The 21,305-nt window shown below is 43.9% G+C and carries 23 protein-coding genes, 1 tRNA gene and 1 pseudogene; 19 read left to right on the forward strand and 6 right to left on the reverse strand.

Annotated elements, in window-relative coordinates; all coding sequences use genetic code 11:
- Positions 1-7 precede the first annotated feature (7 nt).
- Positions 8-1,075, reverse strand: a complete 1,068-nt coding sequence (hisC, locus tag FD968_RS00585) for a histidinol-phosphate transaminase (protein WP_215366578.1) — start codon at positions 1,073-1,075, stop codon at positions 8-10.
- Positions 1,076-1,191: 116 nt separating this feature from the next.
- Between hisC and hisB the strand changes: the two genes are divergently transcribed.
- From hisB to tatC, 10 genes are read left to right on the forward strand one after another with little or no spacing between them, the layout of a single operon-like run.
- Positions 1,192-1,779 (forward strand): imidazoleglycerol-phosphate dehydratase HisB, encoded by a 588-nt coding sequence (gene hisB / locus FD968_RS00590; protein WP_215366581.1) that lies wholly within the window; start codon positions 1,192-1,194, stop codon positions 1,777-1,779.
- 49 nt (positions 1,780-1,828) lie between these two features.
- Complete coding sequence (gene hisH, locus FD968_RS00595) at positions 1,829-2,485, forward strand: imidazole glycerol phosphate synthase subunit HisH (protein WP_215366584.1); 657 nt, start codon at positions 1,829-1,831, stop codon at positions 2,483-2,485.
- A 20-nt stretch (positions 2,486-2,505) separates the two neighbouring features.
- Positions 2,506-3,267 (forward strand): 1-(5-phosphoribosyl)-5-[(5-phosphoribosylamino)methylideneamino]imidazole-4-carboxamide isomerase, encoded by a 762-nt coding sequence (gene hisA, locus FD968_RS00600; RefSeq protein ID WP_215366587.1) that lies wholly within the window; start codon positions 2,506-2,508, stop codon positions 3,265-3,267.
- Positions 3,267-4,025 (forward strand): imidazole glycerol phosphate synthase subunit HisF, encoded by a 759-nt coding sequence (hisF, locus tag FD968_RS00605; RefSeq protein WP_215366590.1) that lies wholly within the window; start codon positions 3,267-3,269, stop codon positions 4,023-4,025. The genes hisA and hisF overlap by 1 nt, the downstream gene beginning before the upstream one ends.
- Before the next feature lie 41 nt (positions 4,026-4,066).
- Positions 4,067-4,480, forward strand: a complete 414-nt coding sequence (hisI, locus tag FD968_RS00610; RefSeq protein WP_215366594.1) for a phosphoribosyl-AMP cyclohydrolase — start codon at positions 4,067-4,069, stop codon at positions 4,478-4,480.
- A 42-nt stretch (positions 4,481-4,522) separates the two neighbouring features.
- Positions 4,523-4,924 carry a phosphoribosyl-ATP diphosphatase gene (locus FD968_RS00615; protein ID WP_215366597.1) on the forward strand — a complete coding sequence of 134 codons (402 nt, stop codon included), beginning with the start codon at positions 4,523-4,525 and terminating at the stop codon, positions 4,922-4,924.
- A gap of 15 nt (positions 4,925-4,939) precedes the next feature.
- Positions 4,940-5,296, forward strand: coding sequence for a histidine triad nucleotide-binding protein (locus tag FD968_RS00620; protein WP_215366601.1), 357 nt, complete (start codon positions 4,940-4,942; stop codon positions 5,294-5,296).
- A gap of 16 nt (positions 5,297-5,312) precedes the next feature.
- Positions 5,313-5,546: a Sec-independent protein translocase subunit TatA gene (tatA, locus tag FD968_RS00625; protein ID WP_215366604.1), complete on the forward strand. Its 234-nt coding sequence runs from the start codon at positions 5,313-5,315 to the stop codon at positions 5,544-5,546.
- A 51-nt stretch (positions 5,547-5,597) separates the two neighbouring features.
- Positions 5,598-6,074, forward strand: a complete 477-nt coding sequence (gene tatB, locus FD968_RS00630; protein WP_215366607.1) for a Sec-independent protein translocase protein TatB — start codon at positions 5,598-5,600, stop codon at positions 6,072-6,074.
- Positions 6,075-6,085: 11 nt separating this feature from the next.
- Entirely contained in the window at positions 6,086-6,862 is a 777-nt protein-coding gene (gene tatC, locus FD968_RS00635) for a twin-arginine translocase subunit TatC (protein ID WP_215366610.1), read from the forward strand.
- Here tatC and FD968_RS00640 read toward each other — a convergent pair.
- On the reverse strand, positions 6,859-8,325 hold the full coding sequence (locus FD968_RS00640) for a tetratricopeptide repeat protein (protein WP_215366613.1): 1,467 nt from the start codon (positions 8,323-8,325) through the stop codon (positions 6,859-6,861). The genes tatC and FD968_RS00640 overlap by 4 nt on opposite strands.
- Positions 8,326-8,533: 208 nt before the next feature.
- Here FD968_RS00640 and FD968_RS00645 point away from each other — a divergent pair, with 208 nt between their 5' ends.
- Positions 8,534-9,889: a porin gene (locus tag FD968_RS00645; RefSeq protein ID WP_215366616.1), complete on the forward strand. Its 1,356-nt coding sequence runs from the start codon at positions 8,534-8,536 to the stop codon at positions 9,887-9,889.
- A 103-nt stretch (positions 9,890-9,992) separates the two neighbouring features.
- Here the strand turns inward: FD968_RS00645 and FD968_RS00650 are convergent, their stop codons facing one another.
- From FD968_RS00650 to mscL, 4 genes are read right to left on the reverse strand one after another with little or no spacing between them, the layout of a single operon-like run.
- Positions 9,993-11,507 carry a tetratricopeptide repeat protein gene (locus FD968_RS00650; protein ID WP_215366619.1) on the reverse strand — a complete coding sequence of 505 codons (1,515 nt, stop codon included), beginning with the start codon at positions 11,505-11,507 and terminating at the stop codon, positions 9,993-9,995.
- 44 nt (positions 11,508-11,551) lie between these two features.
- Positions 11,552-12,730 (reverse strand): Do family serine endopeptidase, encoded by a 1,179-nt coding sequence (locus FD968_RS00655; RefSeq protein ID WP_251367586.1) that lies wholly within the window; start codon positions 12,728-12,730, stop codon positions 11,552-11,554.
- Complete coding sequence (locus FD968_RS00660; protein WP_215366622.1) at positions 12,731-14,974, reverse strand: glycosyltransferase family 41 protein; 2,244 nt, start codon at positions 14,972-14,974, stop codon at positions 12,731-12,733.
- A 47-nt stretch (positions 14,975-15,021) separates the two neighbouring features.
- The gene (mscL, locus tag FD968_RS00665) at positions 15,022-15,444 is read right to left on the reverse strand and encodes a large conductance mechanosensitive channel protein MscL (RefSeq protein WP_215366625.1); all 423 of its coding nucleotides are present in this window, start codon (positions 15,442-15,444) and stop codon (positions 15,022-15,024) included.
- Positions 15,445-15,581: 137 nt separating this feature from the next.
- Here mscL and petA point away from each other — a divergent pair, with 137 nt between their 5' ends.
- The 8 genes and pseudogenes from petA to FD968_RS00705 all read left to right on the forward strand — a co-directional run bounded on the left by petA (position 15,582) and on the right by FD968_RS00705 (position 21,304).
- The gene (gene petA / locus FD968_RS00670; RefSeq protein ID WP_215366628.1) at positions 15,582-16,184 is read left to right on the forward strand and encodes a ubiquinol-cytochrome c reductase iron-sulfur subunit; all 603 of its coding nucleotides are present in this window, start codon (positions 15,582-15,584) and stop codon (positions 16,182-16,184) included.
- 10 nt (positions 16,185-16,194) lie between these two features.
- The gene (locus FD968_RS00675) at positions 16,195-17,595 is read left to right on the forward strand and encodes a cytochrome bc complex cytochrome b subunit (RefSeq protein WP_215366631.1); all 1,401 of its coding nucleotides are present in this window, start codon (positions 16,195-16,197) and stop codon (positions 17,593-17,595) included.
- Positions 17,596-17,636: 41 nt separating this feature from the next.
- Complete coding sequence (locus FD968_RS00680) at positions 17,637-18,410, forward strand: cytochrome c1 (protein ID WP_215366634.1); 774 nt, start codon at positions 17,637-17,639, stop codon at positions 18,408-18,410.
- Positions 18,411-18,509: 99 nt separating this feature from the next.
- The gene (locus FD968_RS00685; RefSeq protein WP_028819209.1) at positions 18,510-19,121 is read left to right on the forward strand and encodes a glutathione S-transferase N-terminal domain-containing protein; all 612 of its coding nucleotides are present in this window, start codon (positions 18,510-18,512) and stop codon (positions 19,119-19,121) included.
- Between the two features lie 30 nt (positions 19,122-19,151).
- Positions 19,152-19,553: pseudogene (locus FD968_RS00690) on the forward strand (ClpXP protease specificity-enhancing factor); the annotation flags it as partial.
- Positions 19,554-19,576: 23 nt separating this feature from the next.
- Positions 19,577-19,652, forward strand: a tRNA-Thr gene (locus FD968_RS00695).
- A gap of 80 nt (positions 19,653-19,732) precedes the next feature.
- The gene (locus tag FD968_RS00700; RefSeq protein WP_215366640.1) at positions 19,733-20,410 is read left to right on the forward strand and encodes a hypothetical protein; all 678 of its coding nucleotides are present in this window, start codon (positions 19,733-19,735) and stop codon (positions 20,408-20,410) included.
- A gap of 3 nt (positions 20,411-20,413) precedes the next feature.
- A complete protein-coding gene (locus FD968_RS00705; RefSeq protein ID WP_215366643.1) occupies positions 20,414-21,304 on the forward strand; it encodes an exostosin family protein in 891 nt (296 codons plus the stop codon).
- Position 21,305 lies beyond the last annotated feature (1 nt).

The raw sequence follows: 21,305 nt of genomic DNA on the forward strand, positions 1-21,305 counted from the left end.
AACGAAATTAAGAAAGTATTTCTTTTAAAGCGGCGATGAGTTCGTCGCTTTGTTCATCTGTGCCGATCGTAATGCGCAAGAATTCTTCAATGCGTGGCGATTTGAAATGACGCACGATGATGCCACGATCTCTTAAGGCTTGATATAACTTTACCCCAGCATGCTTTGGGTGACGAGTAAAAATAAAGTTTGCTGTTGATGGCAAGGTATCAAAGCCTAAGGCATTTAATTGTTCAACTAATTTTGCGCGCGTCTGAATGACTTTGGCGCTGGTTTCTTCTAAGTGTGCTTGATCTTCAATTGCAGCAATTGCGCCTACCTGAGCCAGACGCCCTAAAGGGTAAGAGTTAAAGCTATTCTTAACGCGCTCCAACCCTTCAATCAAGGCAGGATGGCCAATGGCAAAGCCAACGCGAAGCCCCGCTAACGCTCTGGATTTAGAAAGTGTGTGCACTACCAAAAGGTTTTCAGGGCAGGTCGTGCCACGTAAAAGTGGAATGCAAGATTCTGTTCCATAGTCAACATAAGCTTCATCAATGACCAATACGGAGTCTTTATTTTTTGCTAGAAGTTTTTCAATTGCTGAGCGCGTAATCGATCTACCGGTTGGAGCATTGGGATTGGGGAAAATAATTCCACCATTGGGCGCACTGTAATCATCGACATTAATTTCAAAATCTCGTCCAAGCGCTACAGTTTTGTAATTGATGCCAAAGAGTTTGCAGTAGACCGGATAGAAGCTATAGGTGATATCTGGAAAATGAACAGGCTTGCTTTGTTTGAGTAGTCCGGCAAAAACGTGGGCTAGAACCTCATCCGACCCGTTCCCTAAAAACACTTGGTTTGGGTTCAGGCCATGTAATTTGGCAACGGCTTGTTTTAAGGCTGCACCCTCGGGATCTGGATATAGACGTAGATCATCATTTGTTTCGCTTTTGATAGCTGCAAGTGCTTTGGGCGATGGCCCATAAGGGCTCTCGTTGGTGTTGAGCTTTACCAACCGCTGCATTTGCGGTTGCTCCCCAGGAACGTAGGGGGTCAAAGTTTGAACAACAGGGCTCCAAAAACGGCTCATCAGGGTACTCGGGTCAAAAATCAGAAAGAAAGTGAAGCAATTTCAGCATTTATACGCCTTCTAGGAATGATATTATGAGGCTTCAATCAACACTTCGCCTCGCGGCGCAATGAAGCATGCGGCAAGCCGACGTTACCCGAAACACTTCGGAAACCAAAATTCAAATTTCCATCAATTTAGATGGTACTGGTAAGGCTGAGCTGGCCTCAGGCGTACCTTTCTTAGACCACATGCTCGATCAGATTGCCCGTCACGGCATGATTGACCTCAAAGTGGTTGCCAAGGGTGATACCCATATTGATGATCATCACACCGTTGAGGATGTGGGTATTACATTGGGCCAAGCTTTTGCAAAGGCTGTTGGCGATAAAGCAGGCATCACCCGTTATGGCCACTCCTATGTTCCTTTGGATGAGACCCTTTCTCGTGTAGTGGTGGATTTTTCTGGTCGCCCAGGCCTAGAGTTCAATGTCCCATTTACTCGTGCGCGGGTTGGTGATTTCGATGTGGATCTGAGTATTGAATTCTTCCGTGGTTTTGTAAACCATGCGGGAGTAACTTTGCACATTGATAATCTGCGCGGCATTAATGCGCACCACCAAATTGAAACGGTCTTCAAGGCTTTCGGTCGTGCACTGCGCATGGCTTTAGCAATTGATCCCCGTGCATCTGGTGCTGTTCCCTCAACCAAAGGCAGCCTCTAATCTAGATCTTCTAGTTGCCCGTTTAATAACAGCAAAGATAGGCTAAATTTTGGCGCAAACTATTGCGATCGTTGATTACGGAATGGGTAACCTTCGTTCCGTATATCAGGCATGTCATCACGTTGCACCCGATGACAATGTATTGATTGCTCATAAGCCAGAGGAAATTCGTTCTGCCGATCGCGTGGTTTTGCCAGGTCAAGGTGGTATGCCAGACTGCATGAAGCATCTAGAGGAATCAGGGTTGCTGGAGGCTTTGCTGGAGGCCTCAAAAAATAAACCCTTGCTAGGTGTTTGTGTCGGCGAACAAATGCTATTCGATAAAAGCGCAGAAGTCCGTACTAATGAACAATGGACTCCTTGCTTAGGATTAATTCCTGGTGAAGTGCGCCGCTTTGAATTGGCGGGAAAAAAGCAAGCTGATGGCTCGGCCTATAAAGTTCCGCATATGGGCTGGAATCAAGTTCGCCAAGACCGCCAGCATCCTATTTGGGCTGGAATTCCAGATTTAACGAGTTTTTACTTTGTCCATAGCTACTATGTTGTGCCGCAACGTAAAGAAGATTGTGCTGGATCGACTGAATATGGCGATTGGTTTACTTCTGCCGTTGCAAGAGATAATATTTTTGCAACACAATTTCATCCTGAAAAAAGTGCAGAATACGGATTAAAGCTTTATCAAAATTTTGTTTCTTGGCAACCTTAATTACTTCCTAACGCCTCACTATGCTGCTCATTCCTGCAATTGATCTTAAAGACGGCCACTGCGTTCGATTAGAACAAGGTGATATGGACAAAGCCACAGTATTTTCTGAAGACCCGGGTGCGATGGCTGCGCATTGGATTAGCAAAGGTGCCCGACGTTTGCACTTGGTAGATCTCAATGGTGCTTTTGCCGGAAAGCTCAAAAATGAGTCTGCTATCAAATCGATTTTGAAAGCTGTCGGAGATGAAATTCCGGTTCAGCTTGGCGGAGGTATCCGCGATCTAGAAACGATTGAACGTTTATTAGATGACGGTATCAGTACTGTCATTATTGGTACTGCTGCAGTCAAAAATCCTGGCTTTGTACAAGATGCTTGCACTGCATTTCCTGGTCACGTGATGGTTGGTCTTGATGCGCGTGATGGCAAAGTCGCTACGGATGGTTGGAGCAAGATTACAGGCCATGAAGTGATTGATCTGGCTAAGAAGTTTGAGGACTGGGGCGTAGAAGCCATTATCTATACCGATATTGGTCGCGATGGCATGCTCAAAGGTGTCAATATCGATGCCACGATGAAGTTGGCTCAAGCTATTCGAATCCCAGTAATTGCCAGCGGCGGACTCTCTAATAATCAAGACATTGAAGCGCTTTGTAAGGCTGAGGAAGAGGGAGTCATGGGCGTGATCGCTGGCCGCTCCATTTATGCGGGTGACCTTGATCTTGCTGCGGCTCAAAAATATGCAGACGAGTTAACACTCAAATATAAAAAGAAAATTATCTAGTGTTAACCAAAAGAATTATTCCTTGTTTAGATGTCACAGCAGGGCGCGTTGTTAAGGGTGTGAACTTTGTTGGTTTACGTGACGCAGGCGACCCTGTAGAAATTGCCAAACGTTATGACACTCAAGGTGCGGATGAACTGACCTTCTTAGACATCACTGCAACTTCAGATGGGCGCGATCTCATTTTGCACATCATTGAAGATGTCGCTTCCCAAGTATTTATTCCGCTGACCGTTGGCGGTGGCGTTCGTGTAGTCGCTGATGTGCGTCGTTTGCTTAATGCAGGCGCAGATAAAGTGAGTATGAATTCTTCTGCTGTTGCTAATCCAGATTTGGTTTCAGATGCCGCCGCTTATTACGGCTCGCAATGTATTGTTGTTGCAATCGATGCAAAACAAACCGAGGCCGGTAATTGGGAGGTGTTTACCCATGGAGGTAGAACGGCAACCGGTATGGATGTAGTCGCCTGGGCTAGGGAGGTTACCAAACGGGGTGCTGGTGAAATTCTTCTTACAAGCATGAATCGCGATGGCAGCAAAGACGGCTTTGATTTAGCGCTGACTGCCGCAGTGAGTGATGCGGTCTCTGTTCCAGTTATCGCTTCGGGCGGCGTAGGTAACTTGCAGCACTTGGTTGATGGCATTACCAAGGGTCACGCTGATGCCGTGCTGGCTGCCAGCATTTTTCACTATGGCGAGTACACCGTCGGTCAGGCAAAAGAATATATGGCCGCCCAAGGAATTCCGGTTCGTATTTAGTCGAATTTCAGAATTCACCACTTTCACGGTAAAGTTTAGGTATGAACAAGCCTAAGAGCACATTTACCCCAATTGAATCTATTCAGGCAGGACCTTGGCTTGATGCCGTCGCCTGGAATGAGCAAGGCTTGGTTCCCGTCATCGCACAAGAGTTTGGCAGCAACGACATCTTGATGATGGCATGGATGAATCGCGATGCACTATTAGCAACCTTGCGTTTGGGTGAAGCTGTTTACTGGACTCGCTCACGTCAGAAACTGTGGCATAAAGGTGAAGAGTCAGGCCACACCCAGAAGGTGAAAGAAATTCGCTTAGATTGTGATGGCGATACGATTTTGCTCGTGGTTGAGCAAAAAGACGGTATCGCATGTCACACTGGTGAACATAGCTGTTTTTTCCAGCAGTGGGATTCGAATAAAACCACTTGGGTCGATGAGTCAAAGCCCAAGAAATAACAGATCATTAAGGTCTTTGAGTAAAAGACATAAAATAAACCTATGAGTAGCTCAGCGAATAAACCCTCTAATTTAGATTCTGCATTAGCCCATTTGGCTGATGTTGTGGATCAACGACGTGATGCGTTTAAGGCAGGCAATGCTGACCCAAAAACGTCATACACCGCTTTGCTTTTTTCAAAAGGTGATGATGGCATTCTCAAAAAGATTGGCGAGGAAGCAACCGAGACTGTAATGGCTGCTAAGGATGCACGCAGTTCTAACCTGGCTTCAGAGCAGCAAAAGCTTTTGGTTGGAGAGATGGCGGATCTTTGGTTCCACTGTTTAATTGCGCTCTCACAGTTCAATTTACGTCCAGAAGACGTGATTGCCGAGCTTGATCGTCGCTTAGGTACGTCTGGGATTGAAGAAAAGGCTGCTCGCAAAGCTGCCAACAAGGAATAAGGGCAAACAAGCAAGATGAGTCACGATCCTAATTGCCTCTTTTGCAAGATTTCTCAGGGCTTAATCCCCTCTCAAAAAGTCTATGAGGATGAAGAGATCTATGCCTTTAAGGACATTAACCCTGCTGCCCCGGTCCATTTTTTAATGATTCCCAAGAAACATATTCCCATGCTGGAGTTAGCGGAAAGCGTGGATGCCCCTTTGCTAGGTAGAATGATGGAGTTAGCGCCCCGTCTTGCCAAAGAGCAGGGCTGCCGACCTGGAAGGGATGGCGGCTTTAGGTTGATGGTAAATAACGGAGTAGATGGTGGGCAGGAGGTTTATCACTTGCACTTGCATGTGATGGGCGGTCCGCGTCCCTGGAAAAAATAATCCAAGGAGATTAGAGATGGGTTCATTTAGCATTTGGCATTGGTTAATTGTTTTGGTCATCGTGATGTTGGTATTTGGTACCAAGAAATTGCGCAATATTGGCCAAGACTTGGGTGGCGCTGTTAAAGGCTTCAAAGATGGTATGAAAACATCTGAAGATCCTGCGGCTCAACCTAAAGATCAAATTCAGCAAGCTTCCGCAGCTACAGATAAAACTGTGGATGTGCAAGCTAAAGACCTCAATAAATAATTTTTACAAAGCGCAATTGAAATTCGTGCGGTCCTCATTTAGCTCCCTGAGATGATTGATTTAGGGGTTTCAAAACTTGCGCTCATTGCAGTGGTTGCTTTGGTGGTAGTTGGACCAGAGCGCCTGCCAAAAGTAGCCCGTATGGCCGGAAATTTATTTGGTCGTGCGCAGCGTTACATGGCCGACGTTAAGTCGGAAGTAAATCGACAGATGGAAGTTGAGGAATTTAAAAAATTCCGCGAAGAAAGCACCTCGGTCTTAAAAGAAGTTGAAAACAGTATTAGTTCAGTTGCTAGTGAAGCAAATGCAAATCTCACAGATCAAGCAGATATTTTTGAAACTCACTTTGAAAAACCACCGCTTGATGAAAAAGAGGTTCTACGCAAGACGAAGCGCCAGGGCCGTAATAGCTGGGGCGTAAGGCGCGCAGCAAGACCCATTTGGTTTAAGCGTTCAGCAGGTGTGCGGACTCGCGTGCAATCAGGCGCCGCTAGAATGAAGCGCTTTCACCATAGCTCTGGTAAATAATTTAGATTGGCATGACAGAAAATAACTCTACTGAAGATTCAGGATTGCAAGAATCTTTTCTATCGCATTTATATGAACTACGCGATCGCGTAATCAAATCTGCGTTGGCAATTATTGTGGTGTTTGTATGCTTAGTGTATTGGGCGCCTGATATTTTTCATCTGTTTTCTCAGCCGCTACTAGACTCATTGCCTGCTGGTGGCAAGATGATCGTGACCGATGTTACGGGCTCTTTCTTTGTGCCCATGAAAGTCACGATGCTGGTAGCTTTCGTCATTGCCTTGCCGGTAGTGATGTATCAGTTATGGGCTTTTATTGCGCCTGGTTTATATCAACATGAGCGCAAATTGGTTGTTCCATTAGTGGTTAGTAGCTACAGCCTATTTATCTTCGGCATGGCATTTGCCTATTTCTTGGTATTTCCGACGGTATTTAATTTCATGGCTAGTTATAACGCGCCATTAGGTGCGGAGATGTCCACTGATATTGATAAATACCTCAGCTTTGCTATGAATACCTTTCTAGCTTTTGGTCTTACTTTTGAAGTTCCGGTTGTGGTCGTAGTTTTAGTTCGGATGGGTATCGTCCCTTTAGCAAAGCTAAGAGAGATACGTCCCTATGTAATTGTTGGCGCATTTGTTATCTCGGCGATTGTTACGCCACCAGATGTGCTATCCCAGTTGCTACTGGCAGTGCCTATGACCCTGCTATATGAGTTGGGCTTGTTGGTGGCACGCCTCTATGTGCCAAAGCCACCTGAAGAAGATGAAGCCAAAGCAACTAGCTAAGCTAGCTCGGTACTTGCTTGATTCATATTGCTTTTCGAAAAAGTAGTGCTTAACCAGTCGGCCACTTGATCAAAGCGATAGCGTCTTTGACGTAAATTGCCTTCTATCTCAAGAACAGATCCAGCAAAGGCCTTACCAGCAGCTAATAATGCGCGACGCTGTTGAATAGTTTCAATCTGAATGAGTCTAGGTAATATTTTTGGGAGCTCCCAGCGAATGTCGACGACTACACAATGCTCATGTTGCAGTTGCCCGACCTCAGAGAGTAAAAGCTCTGCTTTACTAAAGTTAAATTGATTTGCAATGATGATGCGATGGCACAGTAGTACCCAGTCTTCATCGAGTTTATGTTCCGCATGGTGGTTGATGACTTGATCTGCGCATACTGCGAGCTCATACCAATCATTTTTCTTGGGATCGGGACAGCTCGTTAGTATTTTGCTGAGCAATTCTTTTGCCTCAGTAACGCCTTGTTGATGGGCTTGCCAAACCCAATAAGATGCTTGTAAGCCGCGAACCTTTTCATCGGTCTTTTCGCGTTTACGCCATAGATTAGCCCCTTTACGCAACTGTGCTTGCGCATGACCGAGATCGGCTGCACGATCAAAGCAACGATCACTCTCTGTAGCGCTATAGCCAGAAAATTGCGGACGACGATAAATTTCACCGAGTGCATACCAGGCATCACGATCCCCATCTTTTGCTGCCAGCTCTAACCAATGGGCTGCTTTCTTGAGAGAGGCGTTAGATTTATTTTTTACTACATCGCCGTCTAATTGAGCTAGTCGCAATCCCAAAGCTAACTTTGCGGCAGTAAGCCCTAATTCAGCAGCTTGGATTAATGCCCCCTTATTTTGATCTTGGAGCCAAATATCCCACAAGGATGAGAGCGCCTCATTCTTTGGTTGCAACTGAATCAGCAATTCTTTTGCAGAGTTGGCAAACTGTGAGCTCCCATCAGCAAGCTCCTGAAGATACTGTTGAGCTATTTTTTGAAAGCCATTCAAATCTTGCCCTGCTAATTCTTCCCCTAAGGCTATCGAGGTATTTTTCTTTAGCCAATCTACAAGCTGGGATTGAATCTCTTGATTGCAGGGGTTAATGAGTAAATCTATCAGCTGCCATTTGGCAGCGAGTGAAGATTCTGCTTCCGCATTGCTATGCGCGAGCTCCCAGAAAGAGGTCCAACCAAAGGTAAATGCAGGCGTGTTAAAGGTTTGTGCAAGTGGAATTTGGGCCATTTGCCTCAATATCCCAAGAGTTTCATCGCTATTTGAGTTGCCCCCCTCAGGGCGCTGATTTTGAATAGATAAATAAGATTTTTCTAGCCAAATCAATGCGTTAGAGGGCTGAATTGGGGTTTTAAAGGCGCCAGTAAGGTAGGCTTCAGCCAGCTTTTGTTGTGCCAATACATCACCAAGACGTGCTGAGCTAAGGATTTTTAAGAATTCGCGACTTGCCATATGACAATTTTGGCATCTAGATGCCTTAAAAGGCAGAAATCTGAGCTCTTGTTGTCGAGATACAACGAAGAAAGCCAAAAAACTACCTTTTGACAAGCAAAAAGAGCTCATAAATACCCTTATACTCAGTCTAGTAGGGCAAAGGACCGAAAATTCAATGGTCCCGGCTTTATTTGGGCATTACTTTCAATTTATGGAGATTTACAGAATGAAAAAATCGCTATTCGCAGCAGCAGCTTTGACAGCAATCGCTGGCGCAGCTCAAGCTCAATCCAGCGTAACCGTATACGGTATCTTGGATATGGGCTACATTGGTTCCAATGCACGTGAAACTGGTTCTTCAGCTAACGGTCTTGGCTACGGTAACGGCTCTGTTAACAAAATTCAAAAGAGCGCTTTCGGTGCATCTGCTGAACAAACTAACCGTTTAGGTTTCAAAGGTACTGAAGATTTGGGTGGCGGCACATCTGCATTCTTCACTGTTGAATTAGGCCTCCAGCCACAAAACGGTAACTTGTCTGGTGGTACAGACCGTGATGCAATTCAAGGTACTTCACAGGGTTCTGGTTCCGCAATAGACAACCGCCAATCTTTTGTTGGTTTGAAAAAGAACGGCTTAGGTCAAGCTGCTTTTGGTCGCCAATACACTCCAGTATTTAACTCTGGTGCCGCAACTGATCCTGGTCAATACAACAACGTAGCTGGTAACGTTATTTATAGCTCTGGTTCTGTATATGCTTCTGGCGATACAGTATCAGCTGGTACAGGTAACAACGTTGGCTTTACAAACCGTGCTTCAAACGCATTGTCATTTAAGACTGACAAATTTGCAGGTTTCACAGCTTCAGGTATCTATGCATTAAACAACCAGAACTACACACAAACACAAATTGCTAACACATCTTCTGGTGGTGGTAACACTAACTGGAATGGTTGGGGCTTGGCTGCTGACTTTACATGGCAAAAATTGTATTTGACAGCTGCATACCAGTCATTCAAGACTCAGTACAGCAATGGTATTTATGCTTTGACAGGTACTGTTCTTAACACTGGTGGTGTTGGTGGTACAACCGGTCAAGCTTCTGCTGCTACAACCGGTTTATTTGCTCCATCTAACTTGTCTGATAAGCAAACTTATGCTGGCGGTACTTATGACTTTGGTATCCTGAAGGCATACGCTCAGTGGGTTGGTCGTAAAGTTCAACAAGATACAGCTTCGTCAGCGGCCCTCCTTGGTGCTGCTACTGCTACTTCAGTATTGGCTGGCGAACAAGCTAACCGTACTGCTCAGCAGATCGGTGTTCGTAGCTACATCACCCCAACTATTGAATCATGGGCAAGTATTGGTTCTGGTAAGTACAAGGGCACACCTACTACTACCATCCAATCACCAGCGTATGTTAACTTCGTAGGCTGGCAGTTGGGTAGTAACTACTACCTCAGCAAGCGTACAAACTTGTATGCAATCTATGGTCAGCAACAGTCAACCTCTGGTTCACTTGGTATCGCTGGTTCAGGTTCTACAGCTAACCAATACGCTTTAGGTTTGCGTCACACATTCTAATTTTTTGGTGGACTTGATCCACTTGATTTTAGAAAAGCAAGACAAAAAACCACCCTTCGGGGTGGTTTTTTTACGCCTAAAATATGCTGAATGATCTTATCAGCTAGATGCTGCCAATTTTTACAGTCTTTAAAATTGTCGATTTAATATTCTCTAATGGCCAAATGCCTCGACTCTCTTGTCGAATCAGGCTGACGCTTGGGTACCATAGACTATGATTTATATTGCGCATTGCCATAAAGTCAGGTGGGTCAGGAATTAATAGTAGAGTCCTTTGCCCAAGGGCGCCCGCTAAATGTCCAACAGCAGTATCAATGGAAACAATCAAATCTAGCTCCGCTATCAAGGCCGCACTATCTGCAAAGTTATCCAAGAAGTCGTGATGCAAGAAAAGATTATGAGGTTGCTTTAATAGGTAATCATTTTTAAATTCTTTTTGGATGGCATGAAATTCGATTGAATGTGCCGATAGATCATTTACAAGGGATCTGACACAATCAAAAGGAAGATCCCGCTTGGAATTTTTTTTGCCAGCATAATGGCCTGATCCAGACCACGTGATACCTATTCGGAAGGGTCTATTTCTTGATGAGATGTTGGCTAATCTTTTGCGCCACAAGTCACGCTTTTCTGGATTAGCATAAAGGTAGGGAGTGTGGTTCGGGATCGAGTCAAGCGTAGTTCTAAGTGCAAAAGGTAAACTCATGATTGGACATTGAAAATCAGGACGCCCACTGACTTGTTGTGAGAGGGGAATGTTCGAATTAATGATTTTTATCTTGGAATCTAAGGGCCGCATTAAATCTATCAGCGCTGTATTCACCTCGAAGATAACCCTGGCACCCATTTGATTGACAAGAATTGGTAAGTAGCGACTCATTTGAATGGCATCACCAAAGCCTTGTTCTGCATGAATCAAAATAGTTTTTCCAGCCAAGGGGCTTTCACCCAACCATAATGGGATATCTTGGTGTTTTGCATGCTCCGCCATTCCAGAGATTTGCCAGCGGGATTCATATAGCCTCCAACCCTCTTCATATTGGCCCAAACGTAAGAGCGAAAGGGATTTATTCCACTGAGCTTGAAAATTATTGGGATTAATGGATAGCGTTTTAGAAAAGTGTTCTAAACCTAGATCGTAATCCTTGAGCTCATTAAGCAAATTACCTAAGCCTATATGACCTTCCTCTGAGTTTGGTTCCAGTCTCAGAGCGCTCTCAAAACAGGTGCGTGCTGCATCAAAGATTTCTTTTTCTGAGAGAATGTTGCCTTTATTAACCAACGCTGTAGCAGACTTTGGGTTGATTTCAAGTGCGCGGTTGAAGTGTCGAAGGGCAGCTTCCAGATTGTCGGTATGTTGTTCACAAATTCCAAGATTGATGCACCCTTCAAGGCTATTGGACTCGATTTCCAGCAGGTTAGCGCAAATCTTTTTAGCTTCAATCCATTTTTGTTGGCGTATCAGTACTGCAGATAAATTAGCAAGAATTGATGGTCTTGAGGGCGAGTGTTGCAACGCATTGCGCAATTCAATCTCTGCCTGCACATCATTATTCTGATTTAGGGCAATGAGTGCTAATTCAAAATGGTGACGTGCTAGTTCTAAGTTTTCAGTCATTGAATAAAATTGATTTAATCGCTAAGCAGGAGGATATTAGAAAATTAGTTTAATAATTTCTTAGGTTTAGGGCGTTGACCTATTTGAACTTTCAGATCTAACTCTTTACCCTTGCGTAGAATTTTCAGTTCAGCCTCATTGCCAGGATTAATGCTAGAAACTTTGTCTAATAGCCCCCTAACATCATGAGTTGGTGTGCCATCAACAGAAATGAGAATGTCACCGGGCCTTGCTCCGCTGCGGAATGCTGGCCCCCCATTGAGTACCCCTGATAATAAAACTCCTTTTATATTGGCTGCCAGCCCTAGAGAGTCTGAAAGTTCGGGATTTAAGTTTTGAGGCTCCACTCCTATCCATCCACGGGTGACGCTACCACTGGCAATGATTGAATTCATTACCTGCTTAGCCAAATCAATCGGAATTGCAAAGCCGATTCCCATGGACCCACCATTATTTGAAAAGATTGCTGTATTTATTCCAATTAAGTTGCCTCGAGTATCGACTAATGCGCCTCCTGAGTTACCTGGGTTAATTGCCGCATCAGTTTGAATAAAATTTTCAAAGGTGTTAATTCCCAGATGATTACGCCCCAGGGCAGAGATGATTCCAGATGTTACGGTTTGCCCAACTCCAAAGGGATTGCCAATAGCCAGCACTACATCACCCACATGGATTGAATCTACATTACCCAACGTAATGGCTGTAGGTAATTGCTTGGTTTCGACTTTTAAAACTGCAATATCTGTTTCTGGATCGCTGCCAATAACTCGCGCTTTTATCTTGCGCCCATCAGATAGGGCAACATCAATGCTGTTTGCGTCACTAATGACATGATGATTGGTGAGGATGTATCCATCAGCGCTTACTAGGACTCCAGACCCAAGGCTTGCACTGGGTTCTTCTGGTGGCTGGTCACCAAAAAAGAACTTAAACAGAGGGTCGACTGAATTCGGGTTTTTGCCCGCACGCGCACTAGACTTGGCTGGGGATTTGCTTGTGAAGATATTGACCACAGCAGGCATAGATCGTTTCACAGCATCATGATATGAACCTGGACTTAATTGCCCATCTTGGCTTACTTGGTTAATTAAAATAGTGTTTACCAAAGATTTGCTTGATGAAGTATTAAGCCATTCTGGCTTTAGTGCGACAACGATAAATAAAGCGGCCAACAAAACAGTCACTGCTTGTGTAAATACTAGCCAGAGCCTGTTCATATTCATCTATGTATTAATCGCTTTTTTAGTTCGGGTTAATAATAAAGTTTCCAGAGAACGAATCGGTTCTTGATCAGCAAAAATGATATGAAGATTTTCAGAAATTTGCTTTTTGTATCCATTTCGCATGTCTTGATTTTGAATGAATTTAACTGCTCTATCAATATATTCAGCAGTTGAGTGGCAGATTAGATCGGGCGTTCCCATGCGACGGAGAATTCCGCTGGCCAGTTTGCCACGCATAAACTCACCTTCTATGGTGATGATTGGTAAATCACATAGCAACGCCTGTATTGCTGTATTGAAACCAGAAAATCCAATGGTGTCTAAATAAAGATGCGCTTTCTGCATCAGACCATGAAATTCCTCTTTCTTAAGAAAGGGAATGAAATGTACAAATTGCGTCATCTCAAGATTTGCGTTGGAGAATGCCGTTTTTAATCGATCTTTTAAGATCGAAGTGAGGTTTTCTTCAAAATCAAAAAAGATAAATTGACAGGAACCGAGTCGCCTAGCTATATCGGTGAAGATATGGTCATGCTCGGGAGCGTACTTAGAGGGTGATCCTGCGCATATCAACATAGGCTTATCAGGATTGATTCCAAGACTAGTTAAATGGACATCCGTCTTTTGTACCGCTTGAAATTCAACGTAAGCCCCAAGATTTGGCAGTCTAATTAATTCCTCGCTGTAAAAGAGATTGGAAGAGCTAGTTTCAAACAGGTCGGCGGATAAGTAGCAGTCAATTGTTGGCAAGCCGCTAGTTTCGGGATGCCCCCATGCAGCAATTTGTAGTGGCGCCAATCTAAAGCAGGCTAAGGCTCTACTGACCGTATCCATGCCAATTTCTGGATAGAGCAATACGTCTAAATTTTCATTTCTAATGAATTGGGCTGAAACGGCAACCGATTGATTGAGATAAAAGTATTCTCCTTTTGATTTGGCTATTACGGTTTCAAGATCCTCTGAACCGTTTGTATTAAAGAGGAGAAGCTCGAATAAATCTGGGTTTAGTTGGCTTACCAACCCCTTTGTAATGGCATGCCAAACAGGGTGATTACTAAAGTGATTGCTCACAATCCCAACACGAATTTTGCCAGGAGATCCGGTGCATTTTTGGGGCAGCGCGATCTCTTTCTGAACAAGTTGCGCTAGCTGGACGCTGATTTCCCCAAATTTCGAGAGAATCGCTTCATTATTCGCATCCTGGTACGCAAGATAAAAAGGATGTCGAGATAGTATATTTTCGTTTGTTTGGAATATCCATGCGAGGTCGCTATCTGCTTGCAAAAACTCTAACTGCTGAATGAATGCTCTTCTAGATTCTGAAACTTCAGCTTGATCTCTATACACCTTTGGAATTTGTGCAACCATTAATGCCAATCGAGCTTCGTAGTTATTGGGATTGAGCTCTAGTGATTTTGCATAATAAGTCTTGGCTAAATCTGCGTCACCCACTTCATAGTACGCATCACCTAATAGATTAAAAATGAGTGCATTGCGCGGCTCGATTGTAAGTGCGTGTTGATAGCAATCAACAGCACCGCTATAGGCCTTGAATTTCTTTAAGCTATTGCCAAAATTGATATAAGCATCTATATAGCTTGGATGTAATTGAATGGCACGCTCAAAACATTGAAATGCAAATTCATAATTCCTTAGTTGTGTAAGTGCATTCCCCAAATTGTTATAGGCAATGGCAAAGTTGGGGTTTGCCTCAATGGCGCGTTCAAATAGAGAATTCGCCTCGGGCAATTTTTTTGCCTCTAAAAAAATAACCCCTTGATTATTGAGGGCCTCGGCATAATTAGGGCGCAGGGAGATTGCTTTTTCATATGCTACAAACGCTTCCTGATCATTTGATAAGCCCTTCAAGGCATTACCTCTATTGTTGTGGGTTTCTGGAATGCGTTCGTCTACGGCAATAGACAGATCAAAAAAGCGAAGCGCCTCTGAGTACTTTTCTAGTGCGTTGTATACAAGCCCAATATTCCCGAGGGTTTGTGCGGAATGAGGCGCTAGTAAATTGGCTTTATACAAAAGCGCCAATGCACTCTCAAATTGTTGCTTTTGGTATGAGCGAATTCCAAGAAGATTTAAAACATCAGCGTTATTCGGTTGCAGTTCGTACGCTTTTGCCAGTAGGGCATCTGCTTTTTCAAATTCACTTTTTTGAAGTAGTGCAAAACTATTTTGCAAAAGAAGTCTTGCATCTCCACCCTCTTCTGAAGACGAATTTTCAGTGATCAATTTTTACTGCCTAAAGAAGAGGGTGACTTGGCTAGCAATGAATTAAATTATTTTTTCAGGCTGTCACGAATTTCACGCAACAAAACTACGTCCTCAGGAACGGGCGGGGTTGCGGGTGCATCTAGCAAGCGGATCTTGTTAACAACCTTCACCATTTGAAAAATAACAAAAGCCAACAGGATGAAATTAATGGAAATGGTGATGAAGTTTCCATAAGCGAAAATTGGCACCCCAGCCTTTTTGAGGGCATCAAAAGTTCTGGGTACTCCCTCTGGAGCATGCCCCAAAACAATAAAGAGGTTGGTGAAGTCAATATGACCCCCTAAAAGGGTAGAAATGACTGGCATAACGATGTCATTAACCAAGGAGTCGACGATTTTCCCAAAAGCCCCGCCAATAATGACGCCGACTGCCAAATCGATCACATTGCCCTTGACCGCAAAGTCCCGAAATTCCTTTAAAACGCCCATAAACGCTTCCTTTTTTGTCTGAATATTGATTAACCCGAGATTAACCCCATAACTTTCTTGCTTACCCCACTTTTTACTTTAAAATGCTAGGTTTAAGCAATTTCCACCCATAAATACCCTTTCTAGGAATTTTGTAAATGAGTGACAAGCCCTGTATGGACAAGGATCGCCGTAATTGGTTGATCGCCACATCCGCAGTAGGTGGCGTAGGCGCGGCCGCAGCCCTTTACCCTTTTGTTGATAGTTTTGAGCCTTCTGAGCGCGCAAAAGCCGCTGGAGCCGCTGTAGAGATCGATATCACTGGTATGAAGCCAGATGAGATGAGGACCGCAGAATGGCGCGGTAAGCCAGTCTGGGTTGTGCGTCGTACTCCTGAGCAGGTTGCTGAATTATCTAAAATTGATGGGGAATTGGCTGATCCTAATTCATTAAGAGACCCATCTCAATTCACCCCTCCATACGCTCAAAATCAATGGCGCTCAATCAAGCCTGAATATTTTGTAGTAGTAGGCATTTGCACTCATTTGGGATGCTCTCCAACACCTAAATTTGAATCGGGTGCACAGCCCTCCTTGCCGACTAGTTGGCCGGGTGGCTACCTATGCCCATGTCATGGCTCCACTTTTGACATGGCAGGCCGTGTTTATAAGAACAAACCAGCCCCAGATAATCTTGAAGTGCCGCCACATATGTATTTGAGCGATACCAAGATTCTGATTGGCGAAGATAAGAAGGCCTAAGGAGAAATAAATGGCATTTCAAGAAAAACAAGTTCCTGCTGACGCTTCTGCGGCCCAAAAGTTAATGGCCTGGGTTGACTCTAGGCTCCCAGTTACAGATGCCTTTAAGAGGCATATGAGCGAATACTATGCTCCAAAAAATTTGAATTTTTTCTATATTTTTGGTGCGCTCGCAATCGTGGTTTTGGCGATTCAGATTATTACTGGAATTTTTCTGGTGATGAATTACAAGCCTGATGCTGCTAAGGCATTCGAGTCAGTCGAATACATCATGCGTGAGGTTCCATTCGGTTGGCTGATTCGCTATATGCATTCCACTGGCGCATCTATGTTCTTCGTCGTGGTGTATATGCATATGTTCCGTGGTTTGATCTATGGTTCTTATCGCAAGCCACGTGAACTTATTTGGATCTTTGGTTGTGCAATCTTCTTGTGCTTAATGGGCGAAGCTTTCTTCGGCTACTTGCTGCCATGGGGTCAAATGTCCTATTGGGGCGCCCAAGTGATCGTTAACTTGTTCTCTGCCATTCCATTTATTGGTCCAGACCTCTCCTTATGGTTGCGTGGCGATTATGTAGTGGGCGATGCCACCCTCAATCGCTTCTTTGCATTCCATGTGATTGCTATCCCATTAGTCTTAATTGGCTTAGTAGCAGCCCACATCCTTGCATTACATGAAGTTGGATCTAACAATCCTGATGGTGTTGAGATCAAAAATACCTTAGATGCGCAAGGCCATCCTGTTGATGGTATTCCGTTCCATCCTTACTATAGCGTCCACGATGTGATGTATTTGGGCGGCTTTTTGATGGTATTTGCTTGTATCGTATTCTTTGCTCCAGAAATGGGTGGATATTTCCTTGAAGCCAATAACTTCATACCTGCAAATCCATTTGTAACGCCATCTCATATCGCGCCAGTTTGGTATTTCACGCCGTTCTATTCCATGTTGCGTGCGACCACCTCCAACTTCTTGTTGCCCTTGTGGATTTTCTTAGCAGTGATTTTAGGAATGTTTGCTAAGAGCTCTAGCGATATCAAGGTCAAAGGTGCTTGCGCTGCAATTGCGTTGGTATTGGCCGGAGGTTTTTACTTGTTTGATGCCAAGTTTTGGGGTGTTGTGATTATGGGCGGTTCAGTGGTCATCATGTTCTTCTTGCCTTGGCTGGACCATTCACCTGTGAAATCTATTCGCTATCGTCCAAAGTTCCATAAATACATTTATGGGGTTTTTGTGGTGAGTTTCGTGATCTTGGGTTACTTGGGAATCGAGCCACCATCACCGGTATTTGAAAAGATTTCTCAGATCTGCACGATTTACTACTTGGGCTTTTTCTTGGCAATGCCGTTTTGGAGCAAGCTTGGCACTTTCAAGCCAGTTCCAGACCGAGTTACTTTTGAGTCCCATTAATTAACGCCTGAGATATTAGCTAAGAAAAATTAGGAACTAGTATGAAACGAATTCTGCAAACATTGATGGGTCTCTGCCAGGCAGCGGTATTGGTTGCCGCCTTAGGTTTTGGCTTGAATGCTAATGCAAACGAAGGTGGCTACCCATTAGATACGGCACCAAATCGTGTCAGTAATAATGCGTCTTTACAAAATGGCGCCAAGATCTTTGTGAACTATTGCTTAAACTGCCATGCAGCTTCAAGCATGCGTTACAACCGCTTGCGCGATATCGGTTTAACTGATCAACAGATCAAAGACAACCTCATTTTGACGGATGCCAAAGTGGGTGATTTGATGACCATTTCTATGACTCCAAAAGAGGGTAAGGCGTGGTTTGGCAAGACCCCACCTGATTTATCAGTAGAGGCACGTGCTCGTGGAACGGATTGGCTCTATACCTACTTCCGCACTTTCTATAAAGACGACACCACCCAGACGGGTTGGAATAATTTGGTGTATCCAAACGTTGGTATGCCACATGTGCTTTGGCAGTTGCAGGGTGAGCGTGCTGCGAAGTTTGAAGAGCGCAAAGATCCGCACGACGAGAGCAGAACAGAAAAAGTATTCGTTGGTTTTGAGCAGTTAACTCCAGGTACGATGAAGCCACAAGAGTACGACGACAATATTGCCGACTTAGTTGCATTCATGTCTTGGATGGCTGAGCCTGTGCAGTTAGAGCGTAAGCGCCTTGGTGTAGTGGTTCTATTGTTCTTGGCGATCTTCACCCTCTTGGCTTGGCGTTTGAACAAAGCCTATTGGAAAGATATTCATTAATTAAATTGGATGGGCTTTGCAACTAAAGCCCATGAATATAAAGATTTAACGCTGTTGTGCGTTTGTTGTATTGAAGTAGAAATTTAAGGAAATAAATTTATGATGGTGTTGTACTCGGGTACTAATTGCCCATTCTCGCAACGCTGCCGTTTGGTGCTTTTTGAAAAAGGCATGGATTTTGAAATCCGTGATGTCGACTTGTTTAACAAGCCGGAAGACATCTCAGTGATGAACCCTTATGGCCAAGTACCAATCTTGGTTGAGCGCGATTTAATTCTGTATGAATCTAACATCATCAATGAATATATTGATGAGCGTTTTCCTCATCCACAGTTGATGCCGCCTGATCCAGTAGCACGCGCACGCGCACGCCTCTTCCTCTTTAATTTTGAGAAAGAGCTCTTTGTTCACGTTGCTGCCTTGGAAAATGAAAAAGGTAAAGCTGCTGAGAAAACTCATGAAAAAGCACGTTTAGCTATTCGTGATCGCTTAACTCAGTTGGCACCAATTTTTGTTAAGAATAAGTACATGCTTGGTGATGAATTCTCAATGTTGGATGTGGCTATTGCTCCATTGTTATGGCGTCTCGAGCACTACGGCATTGATCTTTCACGCAATGCAGCCGCTCTCTTGAAATACGCTGAGCGTATTTTTAGCAGACCTGCTTATATCGAGGCATTAACCCCTTCAGAGAAGGTAATGCGTCGCTAAGCAATTTACAGCGATTCGTTACAAGTCGGTATGTCTGACGTTCCAAGCAATAAACCCTACCTAATCCGTGCCCTACATCAGTGGTGTACGGATTTTGGTTTTACGCCCTTCATAGCCGTGTTCGTAGATGCCAGGGTTGAGGTGCCGATGGAGTTTGTTAAGAACGATGAAATCGTTTTAAATCTTTCTATTGAGGCATGTCATCAGCTTCAGATGGAGAATGATTGGATTAGTTTTCAGGCAAGGTTTGGGGGTGTCCCCAAAAAGATTATGGTGCCCGTTAGTCATGTGTTGGCAATTTATGCCAGAGAAAACGGCCAAGGAATGTCTTTTCCGTTTGACCCATCCCAAATGCGAGATTTACACATAGCTGACGCAACTGATGGGGCTCTTGAAAAGCCCAAAACCACCAGACCATCCTTGAAGATTGTGAAATAGGCTAAAATATCACCGTTGCCCCTTTAGCTCATCTGGTAGAGCAACTGATTTGTAATCAGTAGGTGGTCTGTTCGAGTCGGACAAGGGGCACCAAAATTCTTAAATGCCTCACGATGTGAGGCATTTTTCATGGCATGATTTGTTCATTAATTCATATTTAATAAGAGGGCAACATGACCCGCGGAATTCTTTCAATCTACTGGGGCGATGAATCTAAGCTTCCAATTGAGCGTTTAAAAACCTCGGTAAAGAAGTTTCACCCAGATTTACCACATGAAATTATTAAGATTGATGCGCCGAGTGGTCAAGCTAGCAGCCTCAATCGAAAGTCAGAAATTCTAGATCTTTCTCCCTTTAGTGAAACTCTGTTTTTAGATCTTGATACTGTTGTCATGGGGAACTTGGATTATGGTTTTGAAAAAGCCAAGACTTTTGGATTGGCTCTTGCAATATGCGAGAACCCTTGGGGTCGCCGTTACTCTAAAATCTTTAGTGGCGATGAAGTTGAATACAATACTGGCGTTATTTTCTTTACAAATAAATCCCAAGATGTTTTTGATCGCTGGAAAAAGCTTGCAGGTGAGGTTGATTCAGAGATGGTTGGTGTTGATAACGGCCAGATTTTTAGAATGTCAGCAAATGATCAAGGTTCATTTGCGCTCGCTGTGGAGCAGACGGGTTTCAATCCTTTCGTGCTGCCACATAATTGGAATTTCAGGCCGCTTTGGCATCGAAGCTTCTTTGGTCCGATAAAAATTTGGCATGATTACTCTGATCCGCCGCCTTTTTTTGATGAGATAAATGCTTACTATTCTAAAACTGACTCAGTAATTCAGTTTCATCAGGGCTAGACCATGAAATCAACAATCATTGGTAACGCACATGATCTAAATGCAGCTCAGGAAATTTGGTTTATACAAAACATTCTTTTTTCTGGATCCGAAATCAATATAGGGTATAGCCCAAATATATTAAGGGATCAGACTGTAATTTACTTAGAATTGAATGAGATCAGCGGCGAACTGATTAAACAATTGCGATTGGAGAAAAATAAGATTGTTCTCTACCATATGGGCGATGAATTTGGGCGAATGAGTCGAGAACAGTATAGGAATTGTGATTTAGTTATTCGCAATTATTATTTTGATGAGATTTTTTCAAGCAAAGAAGACGTTGAAGTTATTTGGGCCCCATGTGGCTTTAAAACTGGTATTGGCCCTCGAGAAAGCGTCTATATAAAGCCTGCTAGTAAACGACAATGGCGCTCATCTTTTTTTGGTTGGCTCGAGAACTCGGCTTCATATAATGGTGAACGTGAAGGTTTTGCAAGGATTGCGCCAGAATGCGGAGAAGATCTATTCTTGCAGGCTACATCCGGTTTCGCTATGGGCTGGAACATTGGCCTTTATTCAATTGCAATGGAGAGTTCGGTATTTGCACCTTGTCCAGCAGGGAATGCTCCAGAAACAATCCGTTTGTATGACGCCCTTGAATTGGGTTGCATACCAATTTCCTTATCTCACGATTTCATAATTTCACCCAATGCATTAGGGTTGATTGGGCCAGCCCCCTTTCCAATTCTTAACTCATGGAATGAACTACCTACTTTTTTGAAGTCCATAAAAGAGAAAGTGAGTTCCTCTCCGAGAGAGTTGGATGATATGCAAGCTCGTTGTATTGCATGGTGGACTGATTATAAGATTGCTATACAACGCAAAATAGCCCAAAGAATTCAGACTTTGTAGA

The sequence above is a fragment of the Polynucleobacter sp. AP-Titi-500A-B4 genome (assembly GCF_018688095.1).
Lineage (GTDB): Bacteria > Pseudomonadota > Gammaproteobacteria > Burkholderiales > Burkholderiaceae > Polynucleobacter.